At 69.7% G+C, this 25,357-nt stretch carries 22 protein-coding genes and 1 riboswitch; of the genes, 15 read left to right on the top strand and 7 right to left on the bottom strand.

Annotation, left to right across the window (positions count from 1 at the left end):
• The first annotated feature begins 76 nt into the window (after window positions 1-76).
• Window positions 77-3,223: an efflux RND transporter permease subunit gene (locus ACFYW1_RS06670; protein ID WP_388987987.1), complete on the top strand. Its 3,147-nt coding sequence runs from the start codon at window positions 77-79 to the stop codon at window positions 3,221-3,223.
• A gap of 110 nt (window positions 3,224-3,333) precedes the next feature.
• Here the strand turns inward: ACFYW1_RS06670 and nadA are convergent, their stop codons facing one another.
• The gene (nadA, locus tag ACFYW1_RS06665) at window positions 3,334-4,530 is read right to left on the bottom strand and encodes a quinolinate synthase NadA (RefSeq protein ID WP_388987984.1); all 1,197 of its coding nucleotides are present in this window, start codon (window positions 4,528-4,530) and stop codon (window positions 3,334-3,336) included.
• A gap of 246 nt (window positions 4,531-4,776) precedes the next feature.
• Between nadA and erpA the strand changes: the two genes are divergently transcribed.
• The gene (gene erpA / locus ACFYW1_RS06660) at window positions 4,777-5,133 is read left to right on the top strand and encodes an iron-sulfur cluster insertion protein ErpA (protein ID WP_189540679.1); all 357 of its coding nucleotides are present in this window, start codon (window positions 4,777-4,779) and stop codon (window positions 5,131-5,133) included.
• 122 nt (window positions 5,134-5,255) lie between these two features.
• On the opposite strand, the gene ACFYW1_RS06655 is transcribed toward erpA, so the two are convergent.
• Window positions 5,256-6,749, bottom strand: a complete 1,494-nt coding sequence (locus ACFYW1_RS06655) for a hypothetical protein (RefSeq protein ID WP_388987981.1) — start codon at window positions 6,747-6,749, stop codon at window positions 5,256-5,258.
• Window positions 6,750-6,914: 165 nt separating this feature from the next.
• A complete protein-coding gene (locus ACFYW1_RS06650) occupies window positions 6,915-7,112 on the bottom strand; it encodes a hypothetical protein (protein WP_388987978.1) in 198 nt (65 codons plus the stop codon).
• A gap of 159 nt (window positions 7,113-7,271) precedes the next feature.
• Between ACFYW1_RS06650 and ACFYW1_RS06645 the strand changes: the two genes are divergently transcribed.
• Window positions 7,272-8,246 (top strand): carbohydrate kinase family protein, encoded by a 975-nt coding sequence (locus tag ACFYW1_RS06645; protein WP_388987975.1) that lies wholly within the window; start codon window positions 7,272-7,274, stop codon window positions 8,244-8,246.
• Between the two features lie 49 nt (window positions 8,247-8,295).
• On the opposite strand, the gene ACFYW1_RS06640 is transcribed toward ACFYW1_RS06645, so the two are convergent.
• A complete protein-coding gene (locus tag ACFYW1_RS06640) occupies window positions 8,296-9,678 on the bottom strand; it encodes a cysteine desulfurase/sulfurtransferase TusA family protein (RefSeq protein ID WP_388987972.1) in 1,383 nt (460 codons plus the stop codon).
• Window positions 9,679-9,948: 270 nt separating this feature from the next.
• Between ACFYW1_RS06640 and coxB the strand changes: the two genes are divergently transcribed.
• The 4 genes from coxB (at window position 9,949) to ACFYW1_RS06620 (ending at window position 14,408) form a co-directional block, all read left to right on the top strand.
• On the top strand, window positions 9,949-10,911 hold the full coding sequence (gene coxB, locus ACFYW1_RS06635) for a cytochrome c oxidase subunit II (protein ID WP_388987969.1): 963 nt from the start codon (window positions 9,949-9,951) through the stop codon (window positions 10,909-10,911).
• Window positions 10,908-12,644 (top strand): cytochrome c oxidase subunit I, encoded by a 1,737-nt coding sequence (gene ctaD / locus ACFYW1_RS06630; RefSeq protein WP_388987966.1) that lies wholly within the window; start codon window positions 10,908-10,910, stop codon window positions 12,642-12,644. Before coxB ends, ctaD begins: the two co-directional genes overlap by 4 nt.
• The gene (locus ACFYW1_RS06625) at window positions 12,641-13,039 is read left to right on the top strand and encodes a cytochrome c oxidase subunit 4 (protein ID WP_356932196.1); all 399 of its coding nucleotides are present in this window, start codon (window positions 12,641-12,643) and stop codon (window positions 13,037-13,039) included. The genes ctaD and ACFYW1_RS06625 overlap by 4 nt, the downstream gene beginning before the upstream one ends.
• Window positions 13,040-13,157: 118 nt before the next feature.
• Window positions 13,158-14,408 carry an Ig-like domain-containing protein gene (locus ACFYW1_RS06620; RefSeq protein ID WP_388987962.1) on the top strand — a complete coding sequence of 417 codons (1,251 nt, stop codon included), beginning with the start codon at window positions 13,158-13,160 and terminating at the stop codon, window positions 14,406-14,408.
• 70 nt (window positions 14,409-14,478) lie between these two features.
• On the opposite strand, the gene ACFYW1_RS06615 is transcribed toward ACFYW1_RS06620, so the two are convergent.
• Window positions 14,479-14,880, bottom strand: a complete 402-nt coding sequence (locus ACFYW1_RS06615) for a hypothetical protein (RefSeq protein WP_356932198.1) — start codon at window positions 14,878-14,880, stop codon at window positions 14,479-14,481.
• A gap of 187 nt (window positions 14,881-15,067) precedes the next feature.
• Here ACFYW1_RS06615 and ACFYW1_RS06610 point away from each other — a divergent pair, with 187 nt between their 5' ends.
• The 6 genes from ACFYW1_RS06610 (at window position 15,068) to ACFYW1_RS06585 (ending at window position 22,293) form a co-directional block, all read left to right on the top strand.
• Window positions 15,068-15,688, top strand: coding sequence for a heme-copper oxidase subunit III (locus ACFYW1_RS06610; protein ID WP_148834517.1), 621 nt, complete (start codon window positions 15,068-15,070; stop codon window positions 15,686-15,688).
• Between the two features lie 94 nt (window positions 15,689-15,782).
• Window positions 15,783-16,592, top strand: a complete 810-nt coding sequence (locus ACFYW1_RS06605) for a c-type cytochrome (RefSeq protein WP_388987957.1) — start codon at window positions 15,783-15,785, stop codon at window positions 16,590-16,592.
• A complete protein-coding gene (locus ACFYW1_RS06600; protein WP_388987952.1) occupies window positions 16,589-17,641 on the top strand; it encodes a Rieske 2Fe-2S domain-containing protein in 1,053 nt (350 codons plus the stop codon). The genes ACFYW1_RS06605 and ACFYW1_RS06600 overlap by 4 nt, the downstream gene beginning before the upstream one ends.
• Before the next feature lie 5 nt (window positions 17,642-17,646).
• Complete coding sequence (locus tag ACFYW1_RS06595; protein ID WP_388987950.1) at window positions 17,647-19,272, top strand: cytochrome bc complex cytochrome b subunit; 1,626 nt, start codon at window positions 17,647-17,649, stop codon at window positions 19,270-19,272.
• 124 nt (window positions 19,273-19,396) lie between these two features.
• The gene (trpD, locus tag ACFYW1_RS06590) at window positions 19,397-20,461 is read left to right on the top strand and encodes an anthranilate phosphoribosyltransferase (RefSeq protein WP_388987948.1); all 1,065 of its coding nucleotides are present in this window, start codon (window positions 19,397-19,399) and stop codon (window positions 20,459-20,461) included.
• 161 nt (window positions 20,462-20,622) lie between these two features.
• Window positions 20,623-20,740: riboswitch (SAM riboswitch) on the top strand.
• 176 nt (window positions 20,741-20,916) lie between these two features.
• The gene (locus ACFYW1_RS06585; RefSeq protein WP_388987945.1) at window positions 20,917-22,293 is read left to right on the top strand and encodes an aminotransferase class V-fold PLP-dependent enzyme; all 1,377 of its coding nucleotides are present in this window, start codon (window positions 20,917-20,919) and stop codon (window positions 22,291-22,293) included.
• Window positions 22,294-22,374: 81 nt separating this feature from the next.
• On the opposite strand, the gene ACFYW1_RS06580 is transcribed toward ACFYW1_RS06585, so the two are convergent.
• On the bottom strand, window positions 22,375-22,656 hold the full coding sequence (locus tag ACFYW1_RS06580) for an Lrp/AsnC family transcriptional regulator (protein WP_388987942.1): 282 nt from the start codon (window positions 22,654-22,656) through the stop codon (window positions 22,375-22,377).
• Window positions 22,653-23,405, bottom strand: a complete 753-nt coding sequence (locus tag ACFYW1_RS06575) for a rhomboid family intramembrane serine protease (protein ID WP_388987939.1) — start codon at window positions 23,403-23,405, stop codon at window positions 22,653-22,655. The genes ACFYW1_RS06580 and ACFYW1_RS06575 overlap by 4 nt, the downstream gene beginning before the upstream one ends.
• 161 nt (window positions 23,406-23,566) lie before the next feature.
• On the opposite strand from ACFYW1_RS06575, the gene ACFYW1_RS06570 reads away from it, so the two are divergent.
• Both ACFYW1_RS06570 and ACFYW1_RS06565 read left to right on the top strand, forming a co-directional pair.
• The gene (locus ACFYW1_RS06570; RefSeq protein WP_136328374.1) at window positions 23,567-23,809 is read left to right on the top strand and encodes a hypothetical protein; all 243 of its coding nucleotides are present in this window, start codon (window positions 23,567-23,569) and stop codon (window positions 23,807-23,809) included.
• A gap of 37 nt (window positions 23,810-23,846) precedes the next feature.
• Window positions 23,847-25,208 (top strand): NYN domain-containing protein, encoded by a 1,362-nt coding sequence (locus ACFYW1_RS06565; protein ID WP_388987935.1) that lies wholly within the window; start codon window positions 23,847-23,849, stop codon window positions 25,206-25,208.
• Window positions 25,209-25,357: the final 149 nt, after the last annotated feature.

Below are 25,357 nucleotides of genomic sequence, written 5' to 3'. Positions count from 1 at the left end.
AGGTGTAACTGGGCCGGGTCTGTCCCGAGTCACCCGCCCCACCTGCCGCGCAAGCCACAGAAGAGAGACCTCACCCATGTCCTGGCTGTCCAGATTCAGCCTCGCGCAACGGGCCCTGATCGGATTGATCTCGATCGTCGCGCTCGTATTCGGAGCGATCGCGATCCCGCAGCTCAAGCAGCAGCTGCTGCCCACCATCGAGCTTCCGGTGGTGTCGGTGCTCGCCCCCTATCAGGGCGCGTCCCCCGATGTGGTCGAGAAGCAGGTCGTCGAACCGCTGGAGAACTCCCTCAAGGCGGTCGACGGGGTCACCGGCATCACCTCCACCGCCGGCGAGGGCAACGCCGTCATCATGGCGTCCTTCGACTTCGGCAGCGAGGGCACCAAGCAGCTCGTCGCCGACATCCAGCAGGCGGTCAACCGCGCCCGCGCCCTGCTTCCCGACGACGTGGACCCGCAGGTCATCGCCGGTTCGACCGATGACATCCCGGCGGTCGTCCTGGCCGTCACCTCCGACAAGGACCAGCAGGCGCTCGCCGACCAGCTGGACCGCACGGTCGTCCCCGCCCTGGAGGACATCAGCGGCGTCGGCCAGGTCACCGTCGACGGGGTGCGCGACCTCCAGGTCTCCGTCACCCCCGACGACAAGAAGCTCGCCGCCGCCGGGCTGAACGCCATGACGCTCGCCCAGGCGCTCCAGGCGGGCGGCGCGACCGTCCCGGCCGGTTCGTTCTCCGAGGCCGGCAAGAGCCGCACCGTCCAGGTCGGCGGCGCCTTCACCTCCCTGAAGCAGATCGAGGACCTGCGGATCGCCCCCCAGGGCGCGGCAACGGGCGAGCGCGGCAAGCCCGTTCGCGTCGGTGACGTCGCGAAGGTCGAGCAGGAGCAGGCCACCGCGGTCTCCCTCACCCGGACGAACGGCCGGCCGAGCCTCGCCGTGATGGCCACCATGGACAAGGACGGCAGCGCCGTCGCCATCTCGGACGCGGTCGAGGACAAGCTCCCCGGCCTCCGCAAGGACCTCGGCGCCGGCGCCGAACTGACCGTGGTCTCCGACCAGGGCCCCGCCGTCTCCAAGGCGATCTCCGGTCTGACCACCGAAGGCGCGCTCGGCCTGCTCTTCGCCGTCGTCGTGATCCTGGTCTTCCTCGCGTCGCTGCGCTCGACCCTGGTCACCGCGGTCTCCATCCCGCTCTCCGTGGTCCTCGCGCTGATCGTGCTCTGGACCCGGGACCTCTCGCTCAACATGCTCACGCTCGGCGCGCTGACCATCGCCATCGGCCGGGTCGTCGACGACTCGATCGTGGTCCTGGAGAACATCAAGCGCCACCTCGGCTACGGCGAGGAGCGCCAGTCGGCGATCATCACCGCGGTGAAGGAAGTGGCCGGCGCGGTCACCTCCTCGACCCTCACCACGGTCGCCGTCTTCCTGCCGATCGGCCTCGTCGGCGGCGTGGTCGGCGAGCTCTTCGGCTCCTTCTCGCTGACCGTCACCGCGGCCCTGCTGGCCTCCCTGCTGGTCTCGCTGACCGTGGTGCCCGTCCTGTCGTACTGGTTCCTGCGCGCCCCCAAGGGCACCGCCCTGGACGACCCGGACGAGGCCCGTCGCAAGGCGGAGGAGAAGGAGGCCCGCAGCCGGCTCCAGCGGATGTACGTCCCGGTGCTCCGCTTCGCGACCCGGCGCCGTGTCACCAGCCTCGTCATCGCCGTCGTGGTGCTGCTCGCCACCTTCGGCATGGCCCCGCTGCTGAAGACCAACTTCTTCGACCAGGGCGAGCAGGAGGTCCTCTCCATCAAGCAGGAGCTGGCCCCCGGCACCAGCCTGGCGTCCGCCGACGAGGCGGCCAAGAAGGTCGAGAAGGTCCTCGCGGACGACAAGGGCGTCAAGGACTACCAGGTCACCGTCGGCTCCTCCGGCTTCATGGCGGCCTTCGGCGGCGGCACCGGCTCCAACCAGGCCACGTACCAGGTCACCCTGAAGGACTCGGGCGACTTCGACGCCACCCAGAAGCGCATCGACAAGGCGCTCGGCGACCTCGACGGCATCGGTGACACCACCATCGCCGCGGGCGACGGCTTCGGCAGCCAGGACCTCAGCGTCGTGGTCAAGGCCGCCGACGCGGACGTGCTGCGCAAGGCGTCCGAGAAGGTGCGGGGCGCGGTCGCCGGAATCGAGGACGTCACCGATGTCCAGAGCGACCTCTCGCAGAGCGTCCCGCGGATCTCGGTGAAGCCCGACGCCAGGGCGGCGGACGCCGGCTTCGACCAGAGCGCGCTCGGCGCGGCCGTCGCCGGAGCGGTGCGCGGCACCCCGGCCGGCAAGGCGGTCATGGACGACACCGAGCGGGACGTCGTCATCAGGTCCGCCCACCCGGCCACCACCCTGGCCGAGCTGAAGGCCCTTCCCCTCGGCCCGGTGAAGCTCGGCCAGGTCGCCGACGTCGAACTGGTCCCGGGCCCGGTCTCGATGACCCGGATCGACGGCCAGCGCGCCGCCACCATCACCGCCAAGCCCACCAGCGACAACACCGGCGCGGTCAGCGCCGCGCTGGAGAAGGAGATCGACGCGCTGGAGCTCCCCGAGGGCGCCACCGCCACCATCGGCGGGGTCACCGAGGACCAGAGCGACTCGTTCGCCAAGCTCGGCCTGGCCATGCTGGCCGCGATCGCGATCGTCTTCATGCTGCTGGTGGCGACCTTCCGGTCCCTGGTCCAGCCGCTGATCCTGCTGGTCTCCATCCCGTTCGCGGCGACCGGCGCGATCGGCCTGCTCGTCGCCACCGACACCCCGATGGGCATTCCGGCGATGATCGGCATGCTGATGCTGATCGGCATCGTGGTGACCAACGCGATCGTGCTGATCGACCTGATCAACCAGTACCGGGCCCAGGGCATGGGCGTCGTCGAAGCGGTCGTCGAGGGCGGCCGCCACCGGCTCCGCCCGATCCTGATGACCGCCCTGGCGACGATCTTCGCCCTGCTCCCGATGGCGCTCGGCGTCACCGGCGAGGGCGGCTTCATCTCCCAGCCGCTCGCCGTCGTGGTGATCGGCGGCCTGGTCACCTCGACCCTGCTGACCCTGCTCCTGGTGCCGACGCTCTACGCGATGGTCGAACTCCGCAAGGAGCGCCGCGCGAAGAAGAAGGCCGCCAGGCGGGCGGGGAAGGCGGGCGCCGCCGAGCCCGCGGAGGAGGTCCGGGAGGAGGAGCCGGTCGGGGCCTGACGACCGGCACGCGAAAGGCCCTGGCACCGTCGGTTTCCGACGGTGCCAGGGCCTTCGTGCGACTTCGGCGGGGGACGGGTCCCTCGCCGACGGCCCGTCCGGGCCTTTCGCTACGGCAGCGCCAGCATCCGCTCCAGCGCCAGCTTCGCGTACTTCTCCGTCTCCGGGTCGACCTCGATCCGGTTGACGAGGTTGCCCTCGGCCAGCGACTCCAGGGCCCACACCAGGTGCGGCAGGTCGATGCGGTTCATCGTCGAGCAGAAGCACACCGTCCGGTCGAGGAAGACGATCTCCTTGTCCTCGGCCGCGAACCGGTTCGCCAGGCGGCGCACCAGGTTCAGCTCGGTGCCGATCGCCCACTTCGAGCCGGCCGGGGCCGCTTCCAGGGCCTTGATGATGTACTCCGTCGAGCCCACGTGGTCGGCCGCGGCCACGACCTCGTGCCTGCACTCCGGGTGCACCAGGACGTTGACGCCCGGTATCCGCTCGCGCACGTCGTTCACGGACTCGACCGAGAAGCGGCCGTGCACCGAGCAGTGCCCGCGCCACAGGATCATCTTCGCGTTCCGCAGCTCCTCGGCGGTCAGGCCGCCGTTCGGCTTGTGCGGGTTGTAGAGGACGCAGTCCTCCAGCGACATCCCCAGGTCCCGGACCGCGGTGTTCCGGCCGAGGTGCTGGTCGGGCAGGAAGAGCACCTTCTCGCCCTGCTCGAAGGCCCACTCCAGGGCCCGCTGGGCGTTGGACGAGGTGCAGATGGTGCCGCCGTGCCGCCCGGTGAACGCCTTGATGTCGGCGGAGGAGTTCATGTACGAGACGGGCACGACCTGCTCGGCGACCCCGGCCTCGGTCAGCACGTCCCAGCACTCGGCGACCTGCTCGGCGGTGGCCATGTCCGCCATGGAACAGCCCGCCGCCAGGTCCGGCAGCACGACCTTCTGGTCGTCCGTGGTCAGGATGTCCGCGGACTCGGCCATGAAGTGCACGCCGCAGAAGACGATGTACTCGGCCTCCGGCCGCGCCGCCGCGTCCCGGGCGAGCTTGAAGGAGTCGCCGGTGACATCCGCGAACTGGATGACCTCGTCGCGCTGGTAGTGGTGGCCGAGGACGAACACCTTGTCCCCGAGCTTCTCCTTGGCGACGCGGGCGCGCTCCACCAGGTCCGGGTCGGACGGGGAGGGCAGGTCGCCGGGGCACTCGACGCCGCGCTCGCTCTTCGGGTCGGCCTCACGGCCGAGCAGGAGCAGGGCGAGGGGTGTCGGCTGGACGTCGAGATCCTGGACGGGGTGGGCCGTGGTCACGTCACGCACCCTTTCTTCTCTGCTGAAAGCCTCTGCGAAAAGCTTCCGCGAAGTCTTTTCGTCTAATTGACGCTATCTATCATATCCGGTTCACGTCACTTTGACGATGGCCATAGTGTCGATGTGACGCATCCCCCCGCCGGGGCGGTGTGCGAGCATGAATGGAACAGGCAAGCGCTCGGCCCGGAATGAATCCGCGGCTCCGACGGTTGCAACGTCGGCAAGCAGTCTCCGTACAACCCGGGAGAGAAGCAGATGTCCGTATCGGACGAGACCACCACCGTGAGCGACGGCATCCTCCTGTCCGACGCCGCCGCAGCCAAGGTCAAGAGCCTGCTGGAGCAGGAAGGCCGTGACGACCTGGCGCTGCGCGTCGCGGTTCAGCCCGGCGGCTGCTCGGGCCTGCGCTACCAGCTCTTCTTCGACGAGCGTTCGCTCGACGGGGACGTCGTGAAGGACTTCGACGGCGTCAAGGTCGTCACCGACCGGATGAGCGCCCCGTACCTGGGCGGCGCCTCCATCGACTTCGTCGACACCATCGAGAAGCAGGGCTTCACGATCGACAACCCCAACGCCACGGGCTCCTGCGCCTGCGGGGACTCCTTCAGCTGACCCCCGCGGGCCGCACGCCCCGACAGGGCGGGCGGATCCCGGGAACGGCGGAACGGCACGACGGCGGCGGCGGTGGTTCCTGGCCAGGGACCACCGCCGCCGCCGTCGTGCGTGTGTGCGGTTCAGCCGCGGGGCACGGCGCCGCCCGAGGTCGCGTCGACCACCTTCCGGTCACCGAGCGGCGCGTCCAGCGTCACCGTGCGGGTCAGCTCCTTGGCGATCATGATGCAGACCTTCTTCTCCGGCTGCTTCGTCTCCGTCACCGTCACCGTGACCCGGTTCCCGTCCTCGGTCGCGCTCGCGGTGTACGTGCTGCACACCCCGCCCCAGAACTTCACCGACAGGGTCCGCCCGTCGGCGCTGTACGACAGCAGCCGGCCGGACTTCTCGCCGTCCCCGGGGGGCTGCGTCGGCGTCGGCACGGGCACGGCCGTCGCCGGTGCGTCCTTGGCCAGGTACGAGGGGGCCACGGCGACCCGCGGCATCGTGGTGCCCGGGCCCCCGGCATCCTGCCGCACCGAGAAGAGCCAGGACGGCACGAGCGTCCGCTCGCCCGCCACGTACTGCATCGACAGGCCGAAGACCGCCTTCTCGATCGTCACGGTCCTCGTCGGCGGCCGCTCCGCCCCGGTCCGCGTCCCGCAGTCCACCTTCGGCTGCTGCTTCGGGTCGCCCTTCCCGTCCTGCAGCGGTACGGGGGTGGCGCAGCCGCCGATGTCCTTCCGCAGGCCCCCGCGCATCGAGCGCCCGTTCAGCTGCTTCAGCGCCTCGCCCGCGCTGATCACCGGATAGCTGTCGCTCTTCTCCGGGGCCTTCAGGTTCCCGGCGCCGCCCACCACTTCACCGCCGGGGCCCACCTGGATGCCGGTCGACCAGCCGTACGTGGGAAGCCCGCCCACCTTCGGGTCGGCGTTCACCACCCGTACCGAGCCCATGAGCTGGCGGGTGTCGAGTGCGGCGTCGTCCTGCCCCACCGCCTTCAGGACCGGGGTCGCGGCGGCCTTGGCCGCGCTCTCGCCCAGCGGGTCGCCGGAACCGCCCGGGGACACCTTCTGGCTCGAACAGACCTTGGTGTCACGGCAGTTGTCCGTGCCGCCGGAGCCGTAACGGCTGAAGGACCAGGTGCCCGGGGCCTGCTTCTCCACCCGGAGGACCGGGCCCGAGCCGTCCCCGGCGGACCCCACCGTCCAGGTCGTGCCCTCCGCCCGGGGCGTCCCCCGCAGGCCCAGCGCCTTCGCCAGCCGGGTCACCTCGGCGGCCGAGACGGTCCCCGTCGCCCGCCGCACCGCAGCCCTGCCGGGGCCCTGGGGCAGCTCGCCGGACACCCGGTAGACCACCCGGCCGCCGCTCGGGTCGGGCTCGCCGGGCGCGATGCCCCGTGCGGGCCCGTCCGACCTCGCGGGGCCGTCCGATCCGGCGTCCAGGGCCAGCGGGGGAGGGGCGCCGCCACTGTCGTCCGCGCTGCCGGCCGTCGTGCGGTCACCGTCGGCGGCGGTCGCGGCCCAGTAGGCGCCGCCACCCCCGGCCAGCAGTACGGCTGCCGCCACCGAGGCCACGGCGAGCGGCGAACGCCGCCGGGGGCCGGTCACGTCGTTGTCGGGTCGCTCGGTGCTCACCGGATCGCTCCTTCGCCTGCGTGGCCGTCACGTGTCGTGATCCGGCCCGTCGTCCGTCCCCGGGGTCCGGGGACAACGGTGGGACGGGGCAGGGGCGCGAGCGGTTCCCTCCCGGGGCGGGCGCGATCGTTGCCGGTACCGGCACCGTGCCGGTACCGGCCGGAATCAGTCGCCGTACTCGGGCATGGCATCGACCAGCCGGGCGGAGGCCGCGGGCACGGTGACGCCGTGAATCCGGGACGGAGCCACCGGAACAGGGGCAGACTTCGGATGGGCCGCCCAGTGCGGAGCCATCTGCGCGCAGTCCCCGCGCAGCTCGGCCAGGCTCATTTCGGACTCGTGAGTGGCGATGTGGTTCGACATAACCGCACCGTAGGCACCACACGGCTCGGGAGGAAAGCCCTACTATCGGGTAGTTTTCCCCGCTTCAGCCGGGTCCGGGGAGCGGGTAGCGTGAACTGTCACGCCGCCCAGGGAACGCCGTCAACCGTTCCCCCCGATCTCCGCAGGAGCAGTCTCCCCGTGCGCATCGCAGTCACCGGCTCCATCGCCACCGATCACCTCATGACCTTCCCCGGCCGTTTCGCCGACCAGCTGGTCGCGGATCAGCTGCACACGGTCTCGCTCTCCTTCCTGGTCGACAACCTCGACGTGCGCCGGGGCGGTGTCGCCGCCAACATCTGCTTCGGCATGGGTCTGCTCGGTACGAACCCGATCCTGGTCGGCGCCGCCGGTTCCGACTTCGACGAGTACCGCGCCTGGCTCGACCGGCACGGCGTCGACACCGGTTCGGTCCGGATCTCCGAGGTCCTGCACACCGCACGCTTCGTCTGCACCACGGACGCCGACCACAACCAGATCGGCTCCTTCTACACGGGTGCGATGAGCGAGGCCCGGCTCATCGAGCTGAAGGCCGTCGCGGACCGGGTCGGCGGACTCGACCTGGTCTCGATCGGCGCCGACGACCCCGAGGGCATGCTCCGCCACACCGAGGAGTGCCGCAGCCGGGGCATCCCCTTCGCCGCCGACTTCTCGCAGCAGATCGCCCGGATGGACGGCGAGGAGATCCGGATCCTCCTCGACGGCGCCACGTACCTCTTCTCCAACGAGTACGAGAAGGGGCTCATCGAGTCCAAGACCGGCTGGACCGACGAGGAGATCCTGGGCAAGGTCGGCCACCGGGTCACCACGCTCGGCGCCCGCGGCGTCCGGATCGAGCGCGCGGGCGAGGACCCGATCGAGGTCGGCTGCCCGGAGGAGGAGATCAAGGCCGACCCCACCGGCGTCGGCGACGCCTTCCGCGCCGGATTCCTCTCCGGCCTCGCCTGGGGCGTCGGCCTGGAGCGCGCCGCCCAGGTCGGCTGCATGCTGGCCACCCTGGTCATCGAGACGGTCGGCACCCAGGAGTACACCCTGCGCCGCGCCCACTTCATGGACCGCTTCACCAAGGCGTACGGCCACGACGCCGCCGCCGAGGTCCGCGTCCACCTGGGCTGACCCGACGGGTGTCGGGCGGGCCTCCGGCCGGAGGCCGCCCGGCGGGCTCTCAGACGAGCCGGCGCACCACATGGGCCGAGCCGCGGTCCGCCGGCTCCTCGCCCACGTACTCCTGCTCGCGCATCGCGCACCAGGCGGGGATGTCCAGGCGCGCCGCCTCGTCGTCGGAGAGCACCGTCACCGTCCCGCCCACTGGTACCTCCCCGATCACCTTTGCGAGTTCGATCACCGGGATCGGGCAGCGCTTCCCGAGCGCGTCGACCACCAGGGACGCGGCCGGGGCGGGGGAGACGGCCGCCGACGCGGGCGCACCGAGCCTCGCCCGTACCTCCGCCACCGCCCGGGGCAGCGCCTCCAGGAAGGCGTCGACCTCCTCGTCGCGGGTGCCGTCCGGCAGCGAGACCCGTACGTTCCCCTCCGACAGCACCCCCATCGCCCTGAGCACATGGCTCGGCGTCAGCGTGCTGCTGGTGCAGGACGAACCGGACGACACGGAGAAACCCGCCCGGTCCAGCTCGTGCAGCAGGGCCTCCCCGTCGACATAGAGACAGGAGAAGGTCACCAGGTGCGGCAGCCGCCGCACCGGATCGCCGACCACCTCCACATCGGGCACCAGCTCCGGCACCCGGCTCCTGATCCGGTCCACCAGGACCCGCAGCCGCGCGGCCTCGGCCTCCGCCCCGGCCCGCACCGCCCGCAACGAGGCCGCCGCGGCGACGATCGCCGGAATGTTCTCGAACCCCGCCGACCGCCCGGACTCCCGCTCGTCGACCGGCCCGCGCGGCGCGAACCGCACTCCCTTGCGCACCACCAGCAGCCCCACCCCCGAGGGCCCGCCCCACTTGTGGGCGCTGCCCACCAGCAGCGACCAGCCGCCCGGCACCGGCACCCGGCCCAGCGACTGCGCCGCGTCCACCAGCAGCGGCACCCCCGCCTCCCGGCAGACCTCCGCGACCTCCGCCACCGGCTGCTCGGTGCCGACCTCGTGGTTGGCGGACTGCAGACAGGCCAGCGCGGTGTCCGCCCGCAGCGCCCGCGCCCAGTCCGCCGCGTCCACCGCCCCCGAGCGGTCCACCGCCACCTCGGAGACCGAGCCGCCCTCGGCTTCATGGGCGGCGGCCGAATGGAGTACCGACGAGTGTTCGACCGAGGAGACGAGCAGATGGCGGCCGACACGCCGACGGCCCGCGAGCGCCCCGGAAATCCCGGCGTGCACGGCCCGGGTCCCCGAAGGGGTGAATGTGAGCTCGTCCGGCCGGCATCCGACGGCCTCGGCGGCGGCCTCCCGGGCGGCGTCCAGCAGCAGCCCGGCCCGCCGCCCCTCGCGGTGGAGCCTGGCGGGATCGGCCCAGCCCTCGTCCAGTGCGGCAAGCAGCGCCTGCCGTGCGACGGGGTGCAGGGGAGCGGAGGATGCGGTGTCGAAGTAGGGCACCCGGCCACGCTAGCCCGCCCCGGGCCGGGGGGCCGGAACGGGCCTTCCGCGCCGCCGGGAGAGGGGGCGTCAGATGGCGGCCGGAGCCGTGCATTCCACCCCTTCGGGGAGTCGGACGGCGCGTTGGGCACCCTCCCCGCGCGACCCCAAATAGCGTCCAGTAGGGTTTGGTCCGCATAAACATCCAAACCCCTGCCCGCGTCAGGGCGGCGACCGACCAGAAAGACGGCCGCGCCGACCGCGCGGGCGAGACTCTCGGGAAGGCGCTACGTGAGTCCCAACGGCTCCGACCGCTCGTCGCGGCGCCCGATGCGGCGGAAGCTGCCGCAGGTGCTGACTGCGGGCCTGATCCTGGCGACCGCAACCGGTTGCACATACAAGGACTTCCCCCGCCTCGGTATGCCCACGCCGGTAACGGAAGAGGCACCACGGATCCTTTCTCTCTGGCAGGGCTCGTGGGCGGCAGCGCTCGCCACGGGCGTGCTGGTCTGGGGTCTGATCCTGTGGAGCGTCATCTTCCACCGGCGCAGCCGAACCAAGGTCGAGGTTCCTACGCAGACCAGGTACAACATGCCCATCGAGGCGTTGTACACCGTGGTACCCCTGATCATCGTCTCGGTGCTGTTCTACTTCACCGCACGCGATGAATCGAAGCTCCTCTCGCTCTCCGAGAAGCCCGCCCACACCATCAACGTGGTCGGCTACCAGTGGAGCTGGGGATTCAACTACATCGAGGACGTGGACGGCTCGGCCGCCACGGGCAGCGAGATCCCCAAGGAGCTCAACGCCATCCCCGACCGGTTCCAGAAGGACTTCCCGAAGAACGCCGAGGGCGTCTACGACTTCGGCATCCCGGGAACCCGGAACCCGCAGAACGGCAACCCGGGCCCGACCCTGTGGCTGCCGAAGGGCGAGAAGGTCCGCTTCGTCCTGACTTCGCGTGACGTCATCCACTCCTTCTGGGTGGTGCCGTTCCTCATGAAGCAGGACGTCATTCCGGGCCACACCAACGCCTTCGAGGTGACTCCGAACCAGGAGGGCACCTTCATGGGCAAGTGCGCCGAGCTCTGCGGCGTCGACCACTCCCGCATGCTCTTCAACGTCAAGGTCGTCTCCCCGGAGCGCTACCAGGCGCACCTGAAGGAGCTGGCGAAGAAGGGCCAGACGGGCTACGTGCCGGCCGGCATCGAGCAGACTGACCCGGCCAGGAATGCGGAGACGAACAAACTGTGAGCATCCTCAACGAACCTCAGGGTGCCGCGGCAGCAGACGACTCGTACGAGGACGAGCTGCCGGTCCGGCGCAAGCAGCCGGGAAACGTCGTCGTCAAGTGGCTGACCACCACTGACCACAAGACGATCGGCACGATGTACCTGGTCACGTCGTTCGCGTTCTTCTGCATCGGCGGTCTGATGGCGCTCTTCATGCGCGCCGAACTGGCCCGTCCCGGCACGCAGATCATGTCGAACGAGCAGTTCAACCAGGCGTTCACGATGCACGGCACGATCATGCTGCTGATGTTCGCGACGCCGCTGTTCGCCGGATTCGCGAACTGGATCATGCCGCTGCAGATCGGCGCGCCCGACGTGGCGTTCCCGCGGCTGAACATGTTCGCCTACTGGCTGTACCTGTTCGGCTCGATCATCGCGGTGGCCGGCTTCCTCACCCCGCAGGGTGCGGCGGACTTCGGCTGGTTCGCCTACTCCCCGCTCTCGGACGCGGTCCGTTCGCCGGGTGTCGGCGCCGACATGTGGATCATGGGTCTGGCCTTCTCCGGCTTCGGCACGATCCTCGGTTCGGTCAACTTCATCACCACGATCATCTGCATGCGCGCCCCCGGCATGACGATGTTCCGCATGCCGATCTTCACCTGGAACGTCCTGCTGACCGGTGTGCTGGTCCTGCTGGCCTTCCCGGTCCTCGCCGCCGCGCTCTTCGCGCTGGAGGCCGACCGTAAATTCGGCGCACATGTCTTCGACGCGGCCAATGGCGGCGCATTGCTCTGGCAACACCTCTTCTGGTTCTTCGGCCATCCAGAGGTGTACATCATCGCGCTACCATTCTTCGGAATTATTTCCGAGGTAATTCCGGTCTTCAGCCGGAAGCCGATGTTCGGTTACATCGGTCTGATCAGCGCGACGATCGCCATCGCCGGTCTTTCCGTGACGGTGTGGGCCCACCACATGTACGTCACGGGCGGTGTGCTGCTGCCGTTCTTCTCGTTCATGACATTCCTCATCGCGGTACCGACCGGTGTGAAGTTCTTCAACTGGATCGGCACGATGTGGAAGGGATCGCTGTCCTTCGAGACACCGATGCTCTGGGCCGTCGGCTTCCTGATCACCTTCACCTTCGGTGGTCTGACCGGCGTGATCCTGGCATCGCCCCCGATGGACTTCCACGTCTCGGACTCGTACTTCGTCGTCGCGCACTTCCACTACGTCATCTTCGGCACCGTGGTGTTCGCGATGTTCTCCGGATTCCACTTCTGGTGGCCGAAGTTCACCGGCAAGATGCTGGACGAGCGGCTCGGCAAGATCACGTTCTGGACGCTGTTCGTGGGCTTCCACGGCACGTTCCTGGTGCAGCACTGGCTCGGTGCCGAGGGCATGCCGCGTCGTTACGCGGACTACCTCGCGGCGGACGGCTTCACCGCGCTGAACACGATCTCGACGATCGCCTCGTTCCTGCTCGGCCTGTCGATGCTGCCGTTCTTCTACAACGTGTGGAAGACCGCCAAGTACGGCAAGAAGATCGAGGTCGACGACCCGTGGGGCTACGGCCGTTCGCTGGAGTGGGCGACTTCCTGCCCGCCGCCGCGGCACAACTTCCTCACGCTGCCCCGGATCCGTTCCGAATCCCCGGCCTTCGACCTGCACCACCCGGAGATCGCCGCGCTGGAACAGCTGGAGCACCACTCCGAGGATGACAAGGCCCTCGCTGGCGGCAAGGAGGCCGGCAAGTGAAGATCCAGGGCAAGATGTTCCTCTGGCTGAGCATCTTCATGCTCGCCATGGCCATCACCTACGGCGTGTGGGCGAAGGAGCCCGTCGGCACCACCGCGCTGTTCCTGTCCTTCGGTCTGAGCGTGATGATCGGCTTCTACCTGGCCTTCACGGCCCGGCGGGTCGACGCCATGGCGCAGGACAACAAGGAGGCCGACGTCGCGGACGAGGCCGGCGAGGTGGGGTTCTTCTCCCCGCACAGCTGGCAGCCGCTCTCGCTGGCGATCGGTGGCGCGCTCGCCTTCATGGGCGTCATCTTCGGCTGGTGGCTGCTCTACTTCTCGGCCCCGGTGATCATGATCGGTCTGTTCGGCTGGGTCTTCGAGTACTACCGCGGTGAGAACCGCACCCAGTGACACCGCTTCACCGCTCCACCTGACGGGGGGCCCGTACTTCTCCACCGAGAGGAGTACGGGCCCCCCGTTTGCAGTCACCCCGCGCGCTGACGCGGACGCGCCTCCATAACGTGGATCCATGAACCGCACGCCGCGCATCCGCCCCGTAGTGAGCTGCACTCTGCTGGCCGTGACCCTGGCCGCAGTCGCGACCGCCTGCGGCGGATCCGGCCATCCGCTGGCGGAGAAGCCGTACGACGCCGCGGACGAGATCTCCTCCAACGTCTCCGAGGGCGACCGGAAGGTCGACCCCGACAAGCCGCTGGAAGTCACCGCCGACGACGACGGCCGGATCACGGACGTGACGGCGGTGGACGCGACCGGACGCCATCTGGCGGGCGAACTCGACGCGGACGGGAAGCGCTGGCACTCCACGGCCCCGCTGGCCGCCGGCGCCCACTACACGGTCCGGGTCGGCGTGGAGGACGACGACGGCGCCCCGGGCAGCCGCACGCTCTCCTTCGGGACGACCACGGCCAAGAAGTTCCTGAAGGTCGCCTTCGGCCCCCGGGCGGGCACCTACGGCGTCGGGCAGCCCATCACCGCGGAACTCAGCGCCCCGGTCCGGGACCGGGCCTCCAGGGCCACCGTGGAGCGCGCCCTGCGGGTCCGCTCGACGCCCGCGGTGACCGGTTCCTGGTACTGGGTCGACGACAAGACCCTGCACTACCGCCCCAAGGAGTACTGGCCCGCCAGGGCCACCATCGAGGTCACCAGCGGCCTGGCCGGCATCAGGGTCACCGACACCCTCCACGGCGCCCCCTCCAAGGCGCTGAAGCTCACCACGGGCGACCGCATCGAGGCCGTCACGGACGCCTCGACGCACTCGATGACGGTCAAGCGCAACGGGAAAGTGATCAACACCATTCCGGTGACCACCGGGAAGCCCGGCTTCGCCACCCGAAACGGCGTCAAGGTCGTGCTGGGCAAGGAATACCGCGTACGTATGCGCGGGGAGACGATCGGCATCGCGGAGGGTTCCTCCGACTCGTACGACCTGCAGGTCTATTACGCCACCCGGGTCACCTGGAGCGGCGAGTACGTGCACGCGGCCCCCTGGTCCACCGGCTCGCAGGGGTACGAGAACGTCAGCCACGGCTGCACGGGCATGAGCACCAACCAGGCCGAGTGGTTCTTCAACACCGTGCGCGAGGGCGACATCGTCGAGGTCGTCGGCAGCCAGGGCGAGACGATGGCGCCGTTCGGCAACGGCTACGGGGACTGGAACCTCCCGTGGGCCACATGGCTGAAGGGCAGCGCACTGCAGAAGAACACCGCCCCGGACCGTTCGGACACGATCCAGGCGGCGCGACTGCGCCCCGAGGTCTGACCGGATCCGGGGAGTGCGCTGCCCCTCGGCAGAACCGCGCAGGAGCCCGCGTGGGGGCCCGTGGCAGGACTCAGGCCCCCACGGAGAGCCTGCTGCGCAGCAGGGCGGCCAGGGCGTCCGCGAACTCCACCGGTTCGACCGGCAGGGTCACCGCGGCGTCCGCGCGGCTCCAGGTGGCCAGCCAGGCGTCCTGCGGGCGCCCCATCAGCAGCAGCACGGGCGGGCAGCGGAAGATCTCGTCCTTGATCTGCCGGCAGACCCCCATGCCGCCCGCGGGCGCCGTCTCGCCGTCCAGCACGCAGACGTCGACGCCCCCGTGCTCCAGCGCCTCCAGGACCGCGGGCAGCGTGGCGCACTCCAGGAACTCCACCGGTGGCACGTCGGCCGCGGGCCTGCGCCCGGCTGCCAGCCTCACCTGCTCACGGGTGTTGGCGTCGTCGCTGTAGACCAGGACCGTGGCGGTCGGCTGCATAGTTCCTCCGTGACATCTGTGTCTTCGGGGCTTTACGGGCATGAACCGATGCGCGGATCGTACTCCGCCCGACGGCCTGTCAGCACCGGTCAGGACAGCTGTTCCATGGGCCGTTCGGGGCGGACACACCCCGCTGACACACCGAACGGCACCCCCCGGGGTGAGGGCTGGATAAGCGACCGACATAATGTCGGTCGTGGCGACAGCAACGACAGTAGAAACCGGGCACGCGCACCCGTCGGTCAATCGACCGAACCTCACCAGCGTCGGAACCATCATTTGGCTGAGTTCCGAGCTGATGTTCTTCGCGGCCCTCTTCGCGATGTACTTCACCCTGCGATCGGTGATGGGACCGGATCACTGGAAGGAGATGGCCGAGCACCTGAACTTCCCGTTCTCGGCGACAAACACCACGATCCTGGTGCTCTCCTCACTCACCTGCCAGCTCGGCGTCTTCGCCGCGGAGCGGGGCGATGTGAAGAAACTCCGCACCTGGTTCATCATCACCTTCGTGATGGGTGCGATCTTCATCGGAGGCCAGGTCCTCGAGTACACCGAGCTGGTCAAGGAGGCGGGCCTCTCGCTCTCCTCCGACCCGTACGGTTCGGTGTTCTACCTGACCACCGGTTTCCACGGGCTGCACGTGACAGGCGGACTCATCGCCTTCCTGCTCGTCCTGGGCCGGACGTACGCGGCCAAGAGGTTCACCCACGAACAGGCCACCTCGGCCATCGTCGTGTCCTACTACTGGCACTTCGTCGACGTCGTGTGGATCGGCCTCTTCGCCACGATCTACATGATCAAGTAATCGGGCCCGGCCCGACCCGCATGATCAAGTAATCGGGCTCGCACCCGAACCACATCCAGCATCGACGCAGAAGATCCTGACACCGGGGTAATCCGTGAAAAAGCTCTCCGCACGACGACGCCATCCGTTGGCGGCGGTCGTCGTACTACTCCTCGCGCTGGCGGCCACTGGGGGGCTGTACGCCGCGTTTGCGCCCGCGAGTAAGGCGCAGGCCGACGAAACCGCCCAGTCCCTCGCCATCGAAGAGGGCAAGAAGCTGTACTCCGTCGGTTGCGCCAGCTGCCACGGAACCGGCGGTCAGGGCACCACCGACGGGCCGAGCCTGGTCGGCGTGGGCTCCGCCGCCGTGGACTTCCAGGTCGGTACGGGCCGTATGCCGGCGCAGCAGCCCGGCGCCCAGGTACCGAAGAAGAAGGTCATCTACACCCAGGCGCAGATCGACCAGCTCGCGGCCTACGTCGCGTCGCTCGGCGCCGGCCCGATCACTCCGACCAAGAAGCAGGTCAACCCTGCGGGCGCGGACATCGCCAAGGGTGGCGAGCTGTTCCGCACCAACTGCGCGCAGTGCCACAACTTCACCGGTGAGGGCGGCGCGCTGACGAACGGCAAGTACGCGCCCAGCCTGGAGGGCGTGGACCCGAAGCACATCTACGAGGCCATGCAGACCGGCCCGCAGAACATGCCGTCCTTCCCGGACACCACGATGCCCGAGCAGCAGAAGCGGGACATCATCGCGTACGTCCAGACCGTGAACAGTGACCAGTCGGAGAGCCCGGGCGGTCTCAAGCTGGGCGGCCTGGGGCCGGTCAGCGAGGGCCTGTTCGCCTGGATCTTCGGTCTCGGCGCACTGATCGCAGTTGCCGTCTGGGTCGCGGCCCACACCGCTAAGGCCAAGAAGTCATGAGTAGCCAAGAGATTCCAGACGAGAACCTGCCCGCTGAGCAGGACCCCGCGCACGGCGCGGTGAAGGTCGCGGACGACCCGTTCGCGGACCCGGGGCTGCCGGCCCACAAGCCGCGCATCCAGGACATCGACGAACGGGCCGCGAAGCGCTCCGAGCGCACCGTCGCGCTGCTGTTCACGCTGTCCATGCTGGCGACGGTCGGCTTCATCGCCTCGTACGTCATCTTCCCGGTCGACAAGATCGTGTACATCTGGCCCTTCGGCCATGTGAGCGCGCTCAACTTCTCCCTGGGTCTGACCCTGGGCGTGGCCCTCTTCACGATCGGCGCCGGTGCCGTCCACTGGGCGCGCACGCTGATGTCCGACGTGGAGGTCGCCGACGACCGGCACCCCATCGAGGCCGCGCCCGAGGTCAAGGCGAAGGTCCTCGCCGACTTCGCGGACGGTGCCCGGGAGTCCGCGATCGGCCGTCGCAAGCTGATCCGCAACACCATGTTCGGCGCGCTGGCCCTGGTGCCGCTCTCCGGTGTGGTGCTGCTGCGCGACCTCGGCCCGCTGCCCGAGAAGAAGCTCCGCGAGACCATGTGGAGCAAGGGCAAGCAGCTCATCAACATGAACACGATGGAGCCGCTGCGTCCCGAGGACGTGATCGTGGGTTCGCTGACCTTCGCCATGCCCGAGGGCCTGGAGGAGGACGCGGAGGACTTCAACAACCAGATCGCCAAGGCCGCGCTGATGATCGTCCGGATCCAGCCGGAGAACATCAAGGACAAGCGCGAGCTGGAGTGGTCCCACGAGGGAATCGTGGCCTTCTCCAAGATCTGCACCCACGTCGGCTGCCCGATCAGCCTGTACGAGCAGCAGACCCACCACGTGCTCTGCCCGTGCCACCAGTCCACCTTCGACCTCTCCGACGGCGCCCGCGTCATCTTCGGTCCGGCCGGTCACGCCCTCCCGCAGCTGCGGATCGGCGTGAACAGCGAGGGCAACCTCGAAGCGCTCGGTGACTTCGAAGAGCCCGTCGGTCCTGCCTTCTTCGAGCGGGGATGACACGGATGACTACTGTGACCGATACGAAGCGCAAGGCGCCCGCCGGCGAGCGGGTGGCCGACTGGGCGGACGGCCGACTGGGGATCTACTCCCTGGCCAAGGCCAACATGCGCAAGATCTTCCCGGACCACTGGTCCTTCATGCTCGGGGAGATCGCCCTCTACAGCTTCATCATCATCATCCTCACGGGTGTGTACCTGACGCTGTTCTTCCACCCGAGCATGAACGAGATCGTGTACCACGGCTCGTACGAGCCGATGCAGGGCATCCGGATGTCCGAGGCCTACGCCTCGACGCTGGACATCAGCTTCGACGTCCGCGGTGGTCTGCTGGTTCGCCAGATCCACCACTGGGCCGCGCTGATCTTCCTGGCCGGCATGTTCGTGCACATGATGCGCGTCTTCTTCACGGGTGCGTTCCGCAAGCCGCGTGAGATCAACTGGCTGTTCGGCTTCCTGCTGTTCGTGCTGGGCATGTTCACCGGCTTCACCGGCTACTCGCTCCCGGACGACCTGCTGTCCGGTACGGGTGTCCGCTTCACCCAGGGCGCGATCCTGTCGATGCCGATCGTCGGCACGTACATCTCGATGTTCCTGTTCGGCGGGGAGTTCCCCGGCCACGACATGGTGGCCCGGTTCTACTCGATCCACATCCTGCTGCTGCCGGGCATCATGCTCGGCCTGCTGGTGGCGCACCTGATCCTGGTCTTCTACCACAAGCACACGCAGTTCGCGGGTCCCGGCCGCACCAACCAGAACGTCGTCGGCATGCCGCTGCTGCCGGTGTACATGGCGAAGGCCGGTGGCTTCTTCTTCCTGGTCTTCGGCATCATCGCCGTCATCGCGGCGATCGCCACGATCAACCCGATCTGGAACATCGGCCCGTACCGTCCGGACCAGGTGTCCACCGGCGCCCAGCCCGACTGGTACATGGGCTTCGCCGAGGGTCTGATCCGAGTGATGCCGGGCTGGGAGATCAACCTCTGGGGCCACACGCTCGTCCTGGGCGTGTTCATCCCGCTGATGGCCTTCGGACTGGTGCTCGCGGTTCTCGCGGTCTACCCGTTCATCGAGTCCTGGATCACCGGGGACAAGCGCGAGCATCACATCCTGGACCGCCCGCGCAACGCCCCGACCCGGACGGCCTTCGGCGTCGCCTGGATCACCGAGTACGTCGTCGTCTTCATCGGCGGTGGCAACGACCTGTGGGCCACGCACTTCCACCTGTCGATCAACGCCATCTCGTGGTTCGTCCGGATCTTCATCTTCGCGGGCCCGATCATCGCGTTCATCGTCACCCGGCGGATCTGCCTCGGCCTCCAGCGCCGCGACAAGGAGAAGGTGCTGCACGGACGCGAGTCCGGCATCATCAAGCGCCTGCCGCACGGTGAGTTCGTCGAGATCCACGAGCCGCTCGGCCCCGAGCAGCTGCACACGCTCACCGCGCACGAGCAGTACAAGCCGGTCGAGATCGGCCCGACGGTCGACGAGAACGGTGTCGAGCGCAAGGTGTCGCCGCTGGAGAAGCTGCGCGCCCGACTCAGCAAGGGCTACTACGGCGAGAACAACCAGATCGCCAAGCCCACCGTCGAGGAGTACAAGGAGATCACCAGCGGCCACGGTCACCACTGATCGCCTGAACTGATCGCCACGGCAGGAGCCCCGTCCACGCGTTGGACGGGGCTCTTCGCCGTCCTCTTCCGGTCGATAGGGTGGAGACGATTCTTTTACCGACTGTGGACCCCGGGAGCGGACCATGAACGTTGTGACCCCGATCGGCGGCGACAGCGTGGCGGACCGTTCCTGGCCCGGCGTGCTGAACGCCCTGCTGCGCGGCGAGAACCTCACCGCGGACGCCACCGCCTGGGCCATGGACCGCATCATGAGCGGCGAGGCGACCGATGTGCAGATCGCCGGGTTCGCGGTGGCGCTGCGGGCCAAGGGCGAGACCATCGACGAGGTGACCGGCCTGGTGCGGGCGATGTACGAGCACGCCCGCACCATCGAGGTGCCCGGCCGCACGGTCGACATCGTCGGCACCGGCGGCGACCTCGCCAAGACGGTCAACATCTCCACCATGTCGGCGATCGTCATCGCCGGCACCGGCGCCAAGATCGTCAAGCACGGCAACCGGGCCTCGTCCTCGGCGAGCGGCTCCTCCGACGTGCTGGAGAAGCTCGGCGTCAACCTGGACCTCTCCGCGGAGCGGGTCGTCGAGGTCGCCGAGGAGGCGGGCATCACCTTCTGCTTCGCGGTGAAGTTCCACCCCGCCCTGCGGTACGTCGCCAGGGCCCGCAAGGAGCTCGGCACGCCGACCACGTTCAACATCCTCGGCCCGCTCACCAACCCGGCCCGGGTGCGTTCCCAGGCCGTCGGCGTGGCCGACCCGAAGATGGCGCCCATCGTCGCCGGGGTGCTCGCCGAACGCGGCAACTCCGCGCTGGTCTTCCGCGGCGACGACGGCCTGGACGAGCTGACGACGACCGCGACCTCACGGGTCTGGGTGGTGCGCGACGGAGCTGTCCGCGAGGAGACGTTCGACCCGCGCGACGTCGGTCTGGAGCTGGTGCCCGTGGAGGCGCTGCGCGGCGCGGACGCCTCGTACAACGCCGATGTGGCCCGCCGGCTGCTGGCGGGGGAGCAGGGGCCGGTGCGCGATGCCGTGCTGCTCAACTCGGCGGCGGCCCTGACGGCGCTGGACCCGACGGACGGCACGCTGAACGAGCAGCTCGCCGCCGGGATGGCGAAGGCGGCCGAGTCCATCGACTCGGGCGCGGCGGCGCGGACGCTGGAGCGCTGGGTGGCGGCCAGCAACGCCTGAGAGCCCGTCGGGCGGTGTCACCCGATGACCGCCCGACGGGCCCCGACAGGTCCCGGCAGGCCCCGACGGGCTCTCGAACGGGCGGAGAGATGACGCAAGGCGCGGTCCGGATCCTGGACCGCGCCTTGCGCACGTCCGCGCGTATGGCAAGATGCTGGGCAGGTCATGAGTGACAGCGACTACGGCCCCGGCCCGCTGTCCGGCAACCCTCCGTCCGTGGCGGGGTGCCCCGGGTGAAGACCAGGCCGTGGGCAGCGAGGTCCACGGCAAGCGCGGGCCCCTCGGCATCTGTGAATGCCAACCCCCGGGGTCCTGGTCCCTAGGGAGCCTCTTGTGAGCACGCGAATGCGATAGGGCCGCCCGGCCCTCTTCCGCACACCCTTTTTTCTCCTTCCGCCGCACTGTCGCGTGTCCGCCGGTGCGCGTTCTTCGCCTGCCTCTTACGGGAGTTCGCCATGTCTGTACCCACCGCTGCCATCGACGAGTCGGTTTGTTCCCCGCTGCCCGTTCTGGGGGAGGACGTGACGGTTCCGCTGGTCACGGGCGGTGAAGTCGCGTACGCCGCCCTCGACTACGCCGCCAGCGCGCCCGCCCTGCGCCGGGTCTGGGACGACGTCGCCGCGTACGCCCCGTACTACGGCAGCGTCCACCGCGGCGCCGGCTATCTCTCCCAGCTCTCCACGGACCTCTTCGAGAACAGCCGCGCCACCGTCGCGGAGTTCCTCGGCTGCCGCGCGGACGACCAGGTGGTCTTCACCCGCTCGACCACCGACTCGCTGAACCTGCTGGCCGCGGCGCTCCCCGCCGACTGCCAGGTCTTCGTCTTCGAGACCGAGCACCACGCCTCGCTGCTGCCGTGGCGCGACGCGCGGGTGACCTACCTGAACGCCCCGCGCACCCCGGCCCAGGCCGTCGAGACGCTGGAGCGGGCCCTGGCCGCGCGCGACCCCTACGGCCCCGCGCTGGTCTGCGTCACCGGCGCCTCCAACGTCACCGGCGAGCTGTGGCCGGTCGGGGAGCTGGCGGCCGCCGCGCACGCGCACGGCGCCCGGATCGTGCTGGACGCCGCGCAGCTCGCCCCGCACCACCCCGTCGACATCGCCGAGCTGGACGTCGACTGGGTCGCCTTCTCCGGGCACAAGCTGTACGCGCCCTTCGGCTCCGGCGTGCTCGCCGGCCGGGCCGACTGGCTGCGGGAGGCCGAGCCCTACCTGGCCGGCGGCGGCGCCTCGCGCAAGGTCGCCCGCCGCCCCGACGGCGGGGTGGACGTCGAGTGGCACACCACGGCCGCCCGGCACGAGGCCGGTTCCCCCAACGTCATCGGCGCGTACTCCATCGCCTCGGCCTGCAAGGCGCTGAAGGAGGCGGGCTTCGACGCGCTGGTCGCCCGCGAGCAGCGCCTCGTGGCCGGTGTCCGGGCCGGTCTCGCCGCAATTCCCCAGGTCAAGGTGCTCTCGCTGTTCGGCGACGACGCCCCGAGGGTCGGCGTCATCTCCTTCGTGGTGGAGGGCTGGAACAGCTCGCACTTCGCCGCCGCGCTCTCCGCCGAGTACGGCATCGGCGTCCGCGACGGACTGTTCTGCGCCCACCCCCTGGTCCGCACCCTGCTGGGCGGCGACCCGCAGGAGGTCGGCGAGTGCGGTGCGCCCGAGGCCGAGCCGGGCGAGCGGTCCCTCAACGCGATCCGGGTGAGCTTCGGCGCCGGTACGCCGGACGAGCACATCGAGCGCTTCGTCCGCGCGGTCCAGGAGCTGGTGAGCGAGGGCGCCCAGTGGAAGTACCGCACCGAGGACGGCCGTTGCGTCCCGGACCGGGGCGCCGCGCAGCACTGACCGGCACACGGCACTTCGGCGGGGTACGGGCGGCTTCCGCCCGTACCCCGCCGAAGTGTCACGCGGGTGAATCCGTGGTGGTTACGCGTCGAGCCCGATGGCGAAGGCCGCCTCCAGGTCGTGCTGCGAGTAGGTGCGGAACGCCACGTGGGTGTCGGTGGCCTCGACGCCGGGAATCTTGCTGATCCGGCCCGGGATGATGTCCGCCAGATCGTCGTGCCTGGCCACTCGGACCATGGCGATCAGGTCGTACGTACCGGTGACCGAGAAGACTTCGCTGACGCTGTCCAGCGCGGCGATGGACTCGGCGATCTCGGGAATCCGGTCCACGCTGGTTTTGATGAGCACGATCGCGGTGATCACGGCTGACTTTCTCCCTCGGTGGCCGCGGCTGGTGCCTTCACTCTATCCGTACGCCGGTAACGCCCCCAGGCGTAGAGGAAGCCGAGGGCAAAGCCCACCACGTGGGCCAGATAGGCGACCCCCGGCCCCCCGCTGCCCGCGCCCTGGACCGCGAGCCACTGCAGGACGAACCAGAACACCAGCACGATCCAGGCGGGGAAGCGCAGCGGCAGGAAGAAGAGGAACGGGAACAGGCTGGTCACCCGGGCCCTGGGGAACAGGTACAGGAACGCCCCGAGCACCGCCGAGATCGCCCCCGAGGCGCCGACGAGCGTCTGGTCGGAGGTGGCGTGCGCGGCCGCGTAGGCGACCAGGGCGAGGTAGCCGCAGATGACGTAGAAGAAGGTGAACCCGATACGGCCCATGCGCTCCTCGGTCATCGCCCCGAACACGTACAGGAAGAGCATGTTGCCGAGCAGGTGCACCCAGCTGCCGTGCACGAAGAGGGCGGTGAGCGGGGTGAGCAGGACCCGCACCGGGCCGTCCCACAGCTCGTTCGGGATCACGCCCCAGCGCTCGAAGTAGCCGGCCTGGGCGGCCAGCCGGGCGGCGGCGCCGCCCGGCACCGGGTTGAGGCCGGACAGCGGACTGATCACGAAGACCAGCGAGCACGCCGCGATCAGGGCGTGGGTCATCGGCGATCCGCCCAGGGCGACCGTCCGCAGGTATCCGCCGGCCGGCCTGTCGGTCACAGTGCGCCGATCGATCATGAACAGAGCATGACGCAAGCGGAGGGAACGGGACAGACCGCCTCGCCGTGTCGGGCGGACGCGGCGAGGCCGTAGGGTTGCGGCAGGACATCCGCAGTTCGACGGCGCACCGCGAGATCCTTGAAGCAGCAGCACGAGGCTCGACGAAAGAGGACGCAACGATGACGACGGTTCCCCAGCCGACCGACGGGACCCGCTGGCGCTGCACGCTCTGCGGAAACCTCACCCGCTTCGACGTGACGCGCTCCTCGAAGGTCGTCGAATACGTCCATCTCGACCTGGCCGGTGAGGCCAGCGTCGAGGAACGGGAGGTGGTCAGTGAGACCATCGAGTCGGTCCGCTGTCGTTGGTGCAATGCGGTGGACCAGATCGAACTGGTGGACAGGCCGGGTGCCGACTCCTGACGGAGCCGCGCCCACAGACAATTTGGGGTGACGGAACGTGGAGCAGCCCGCTGATGGCGCCGAGGCGGCCGAGGCGGCCGACGACGCCGTCGAGGCGCTCGACCGCCCGCTGCCCGAAGGCGTACGGCGGAGGGTCGTGGCGCTGGTCTCGGACGCCTTCGGCGGGCTGACGGTCGGCGAACTTCCGGCCCAGCTGAGGCAGTACGCCCGGTTCACCCCGACCCGGCGTGCCAAGTTCGCCGGGAACGCGATGGCCGCCGCCCTGGAGAGCGACGCGCTGTTCCGCCAGCGCATCGGCGAGCGGCTCAAGGAGGGGCAGGCCGAACTGGCCGCCGCCCTGGAGTCCGGTGCGCCGCCGGCCGCCGCCGACCCGGTCGACGTGGCCGCCGCGGCCTATGTGCTGCGCCCGGCGGGCTGGGTGAAGCTGGTCGCCGCCGCCGGTGAGGAGGCCCAGCGCGCGGACGCCGAGCGGGCCGACGAGGAGAGCCGCCGCGAGCTGGAACGGCTGCGCGAGGAGCTCTCCCGGGCCCGCGCCCAGACGAAGAGCGAGACGGAGCGGCTGCGCGGCGAGCTGGACGCGGCCCGCAAGGAGGCCGAGTCCCTCCAGCGCAAGCTGCGCAGCGCCGTCAACGAGGTCAGGCGGGGCGAGGCCGCGCTGCGCCGCAGCCGGGCCGAGATCGAGGCCGTGCGGTCCGAGACGGCGGCCCAGGTCTCCGCCGCCGAGAGCGAGAGCCGTCGGCTCAAGGCCCGGCTCGGGGAGGCCGAGGCGGCCGTCGAGGCGGGCCGCCGGGCCGCCAGGGAGGGCCGCTCGGTCGAGGACATGCGGCTGCGGCTGCTGCTGGACACGGTGCTCGACGCGGCGAGCGGGCTGCGCCGCGAACTGGCCCTGCCGCCCTCCTCGATCCGCCCCGCGGACACCGTCGACGCGGTCGAGCCGGGCCGGATGTCGCCCAAGGACATCGCGGCCAGGGCCCTTTCGGAGACCGACCCGGCCCTGCTGGACCAGTTGCTCGCGCTGCCGCAGGCGCATCTGATCATCGACGGCTACAACGTCACCAAGACCGGCTATCCGCAGCTCCCGCTGGAGAAGCAGCGGTTGCGGCTGCTGGGCGGGCTCTCGGTGCTCGCCGCGCAGACCGGCGCCGAGGTGACCTGTGTCTTCGACGGGGCCGAGCTGGCCGCCCCGGTACTGCTCGCGCCGCCGCGCGGGGTCCGGGTGCTGTTCAGCAAGCCCGGGGTGACCGCCGACGAGCTGATCCGTCAACTGGCGCGCGCCGAACCCCCGGGCAGGCCCGTCGTGGTGGTCTCCACCGACCGGGAGGTCGCAGACGGGGTGGCGAAGGCGGGCGCCAGGCCCGTTGCGTCCGTCTTGCTCCTGAAGCGCCTTTCGCGTGTCTAGTCGCGCTTGCCGGTACTCGGCGGATATCAGGGAACGGACCGTCAAGTCGCCGCTACACCCCGTGTGATGTGGGTAAAGAAGTGCCTCCCGGAGTGAGAATTTTCCGGTGAGGATTTGAACTGATCACAAGATGGTCACTAGGGTCGGCC

The sequence above is a fragment of the Streptomyces sp. NPDC002669 genome (assembly GCF_042889165.1).
Classification (GTDB): domain Bacteria; phylum Actinomycetota; class Actinomycetes; order Streptomycetales; family Streptomycetaceae; genus Streptomyces.
The sequence above is the reverse complement of the archived record's forward strand: the minus strand, read 5'-3'. Positions and strand labels throughout refer to the sequence as shown.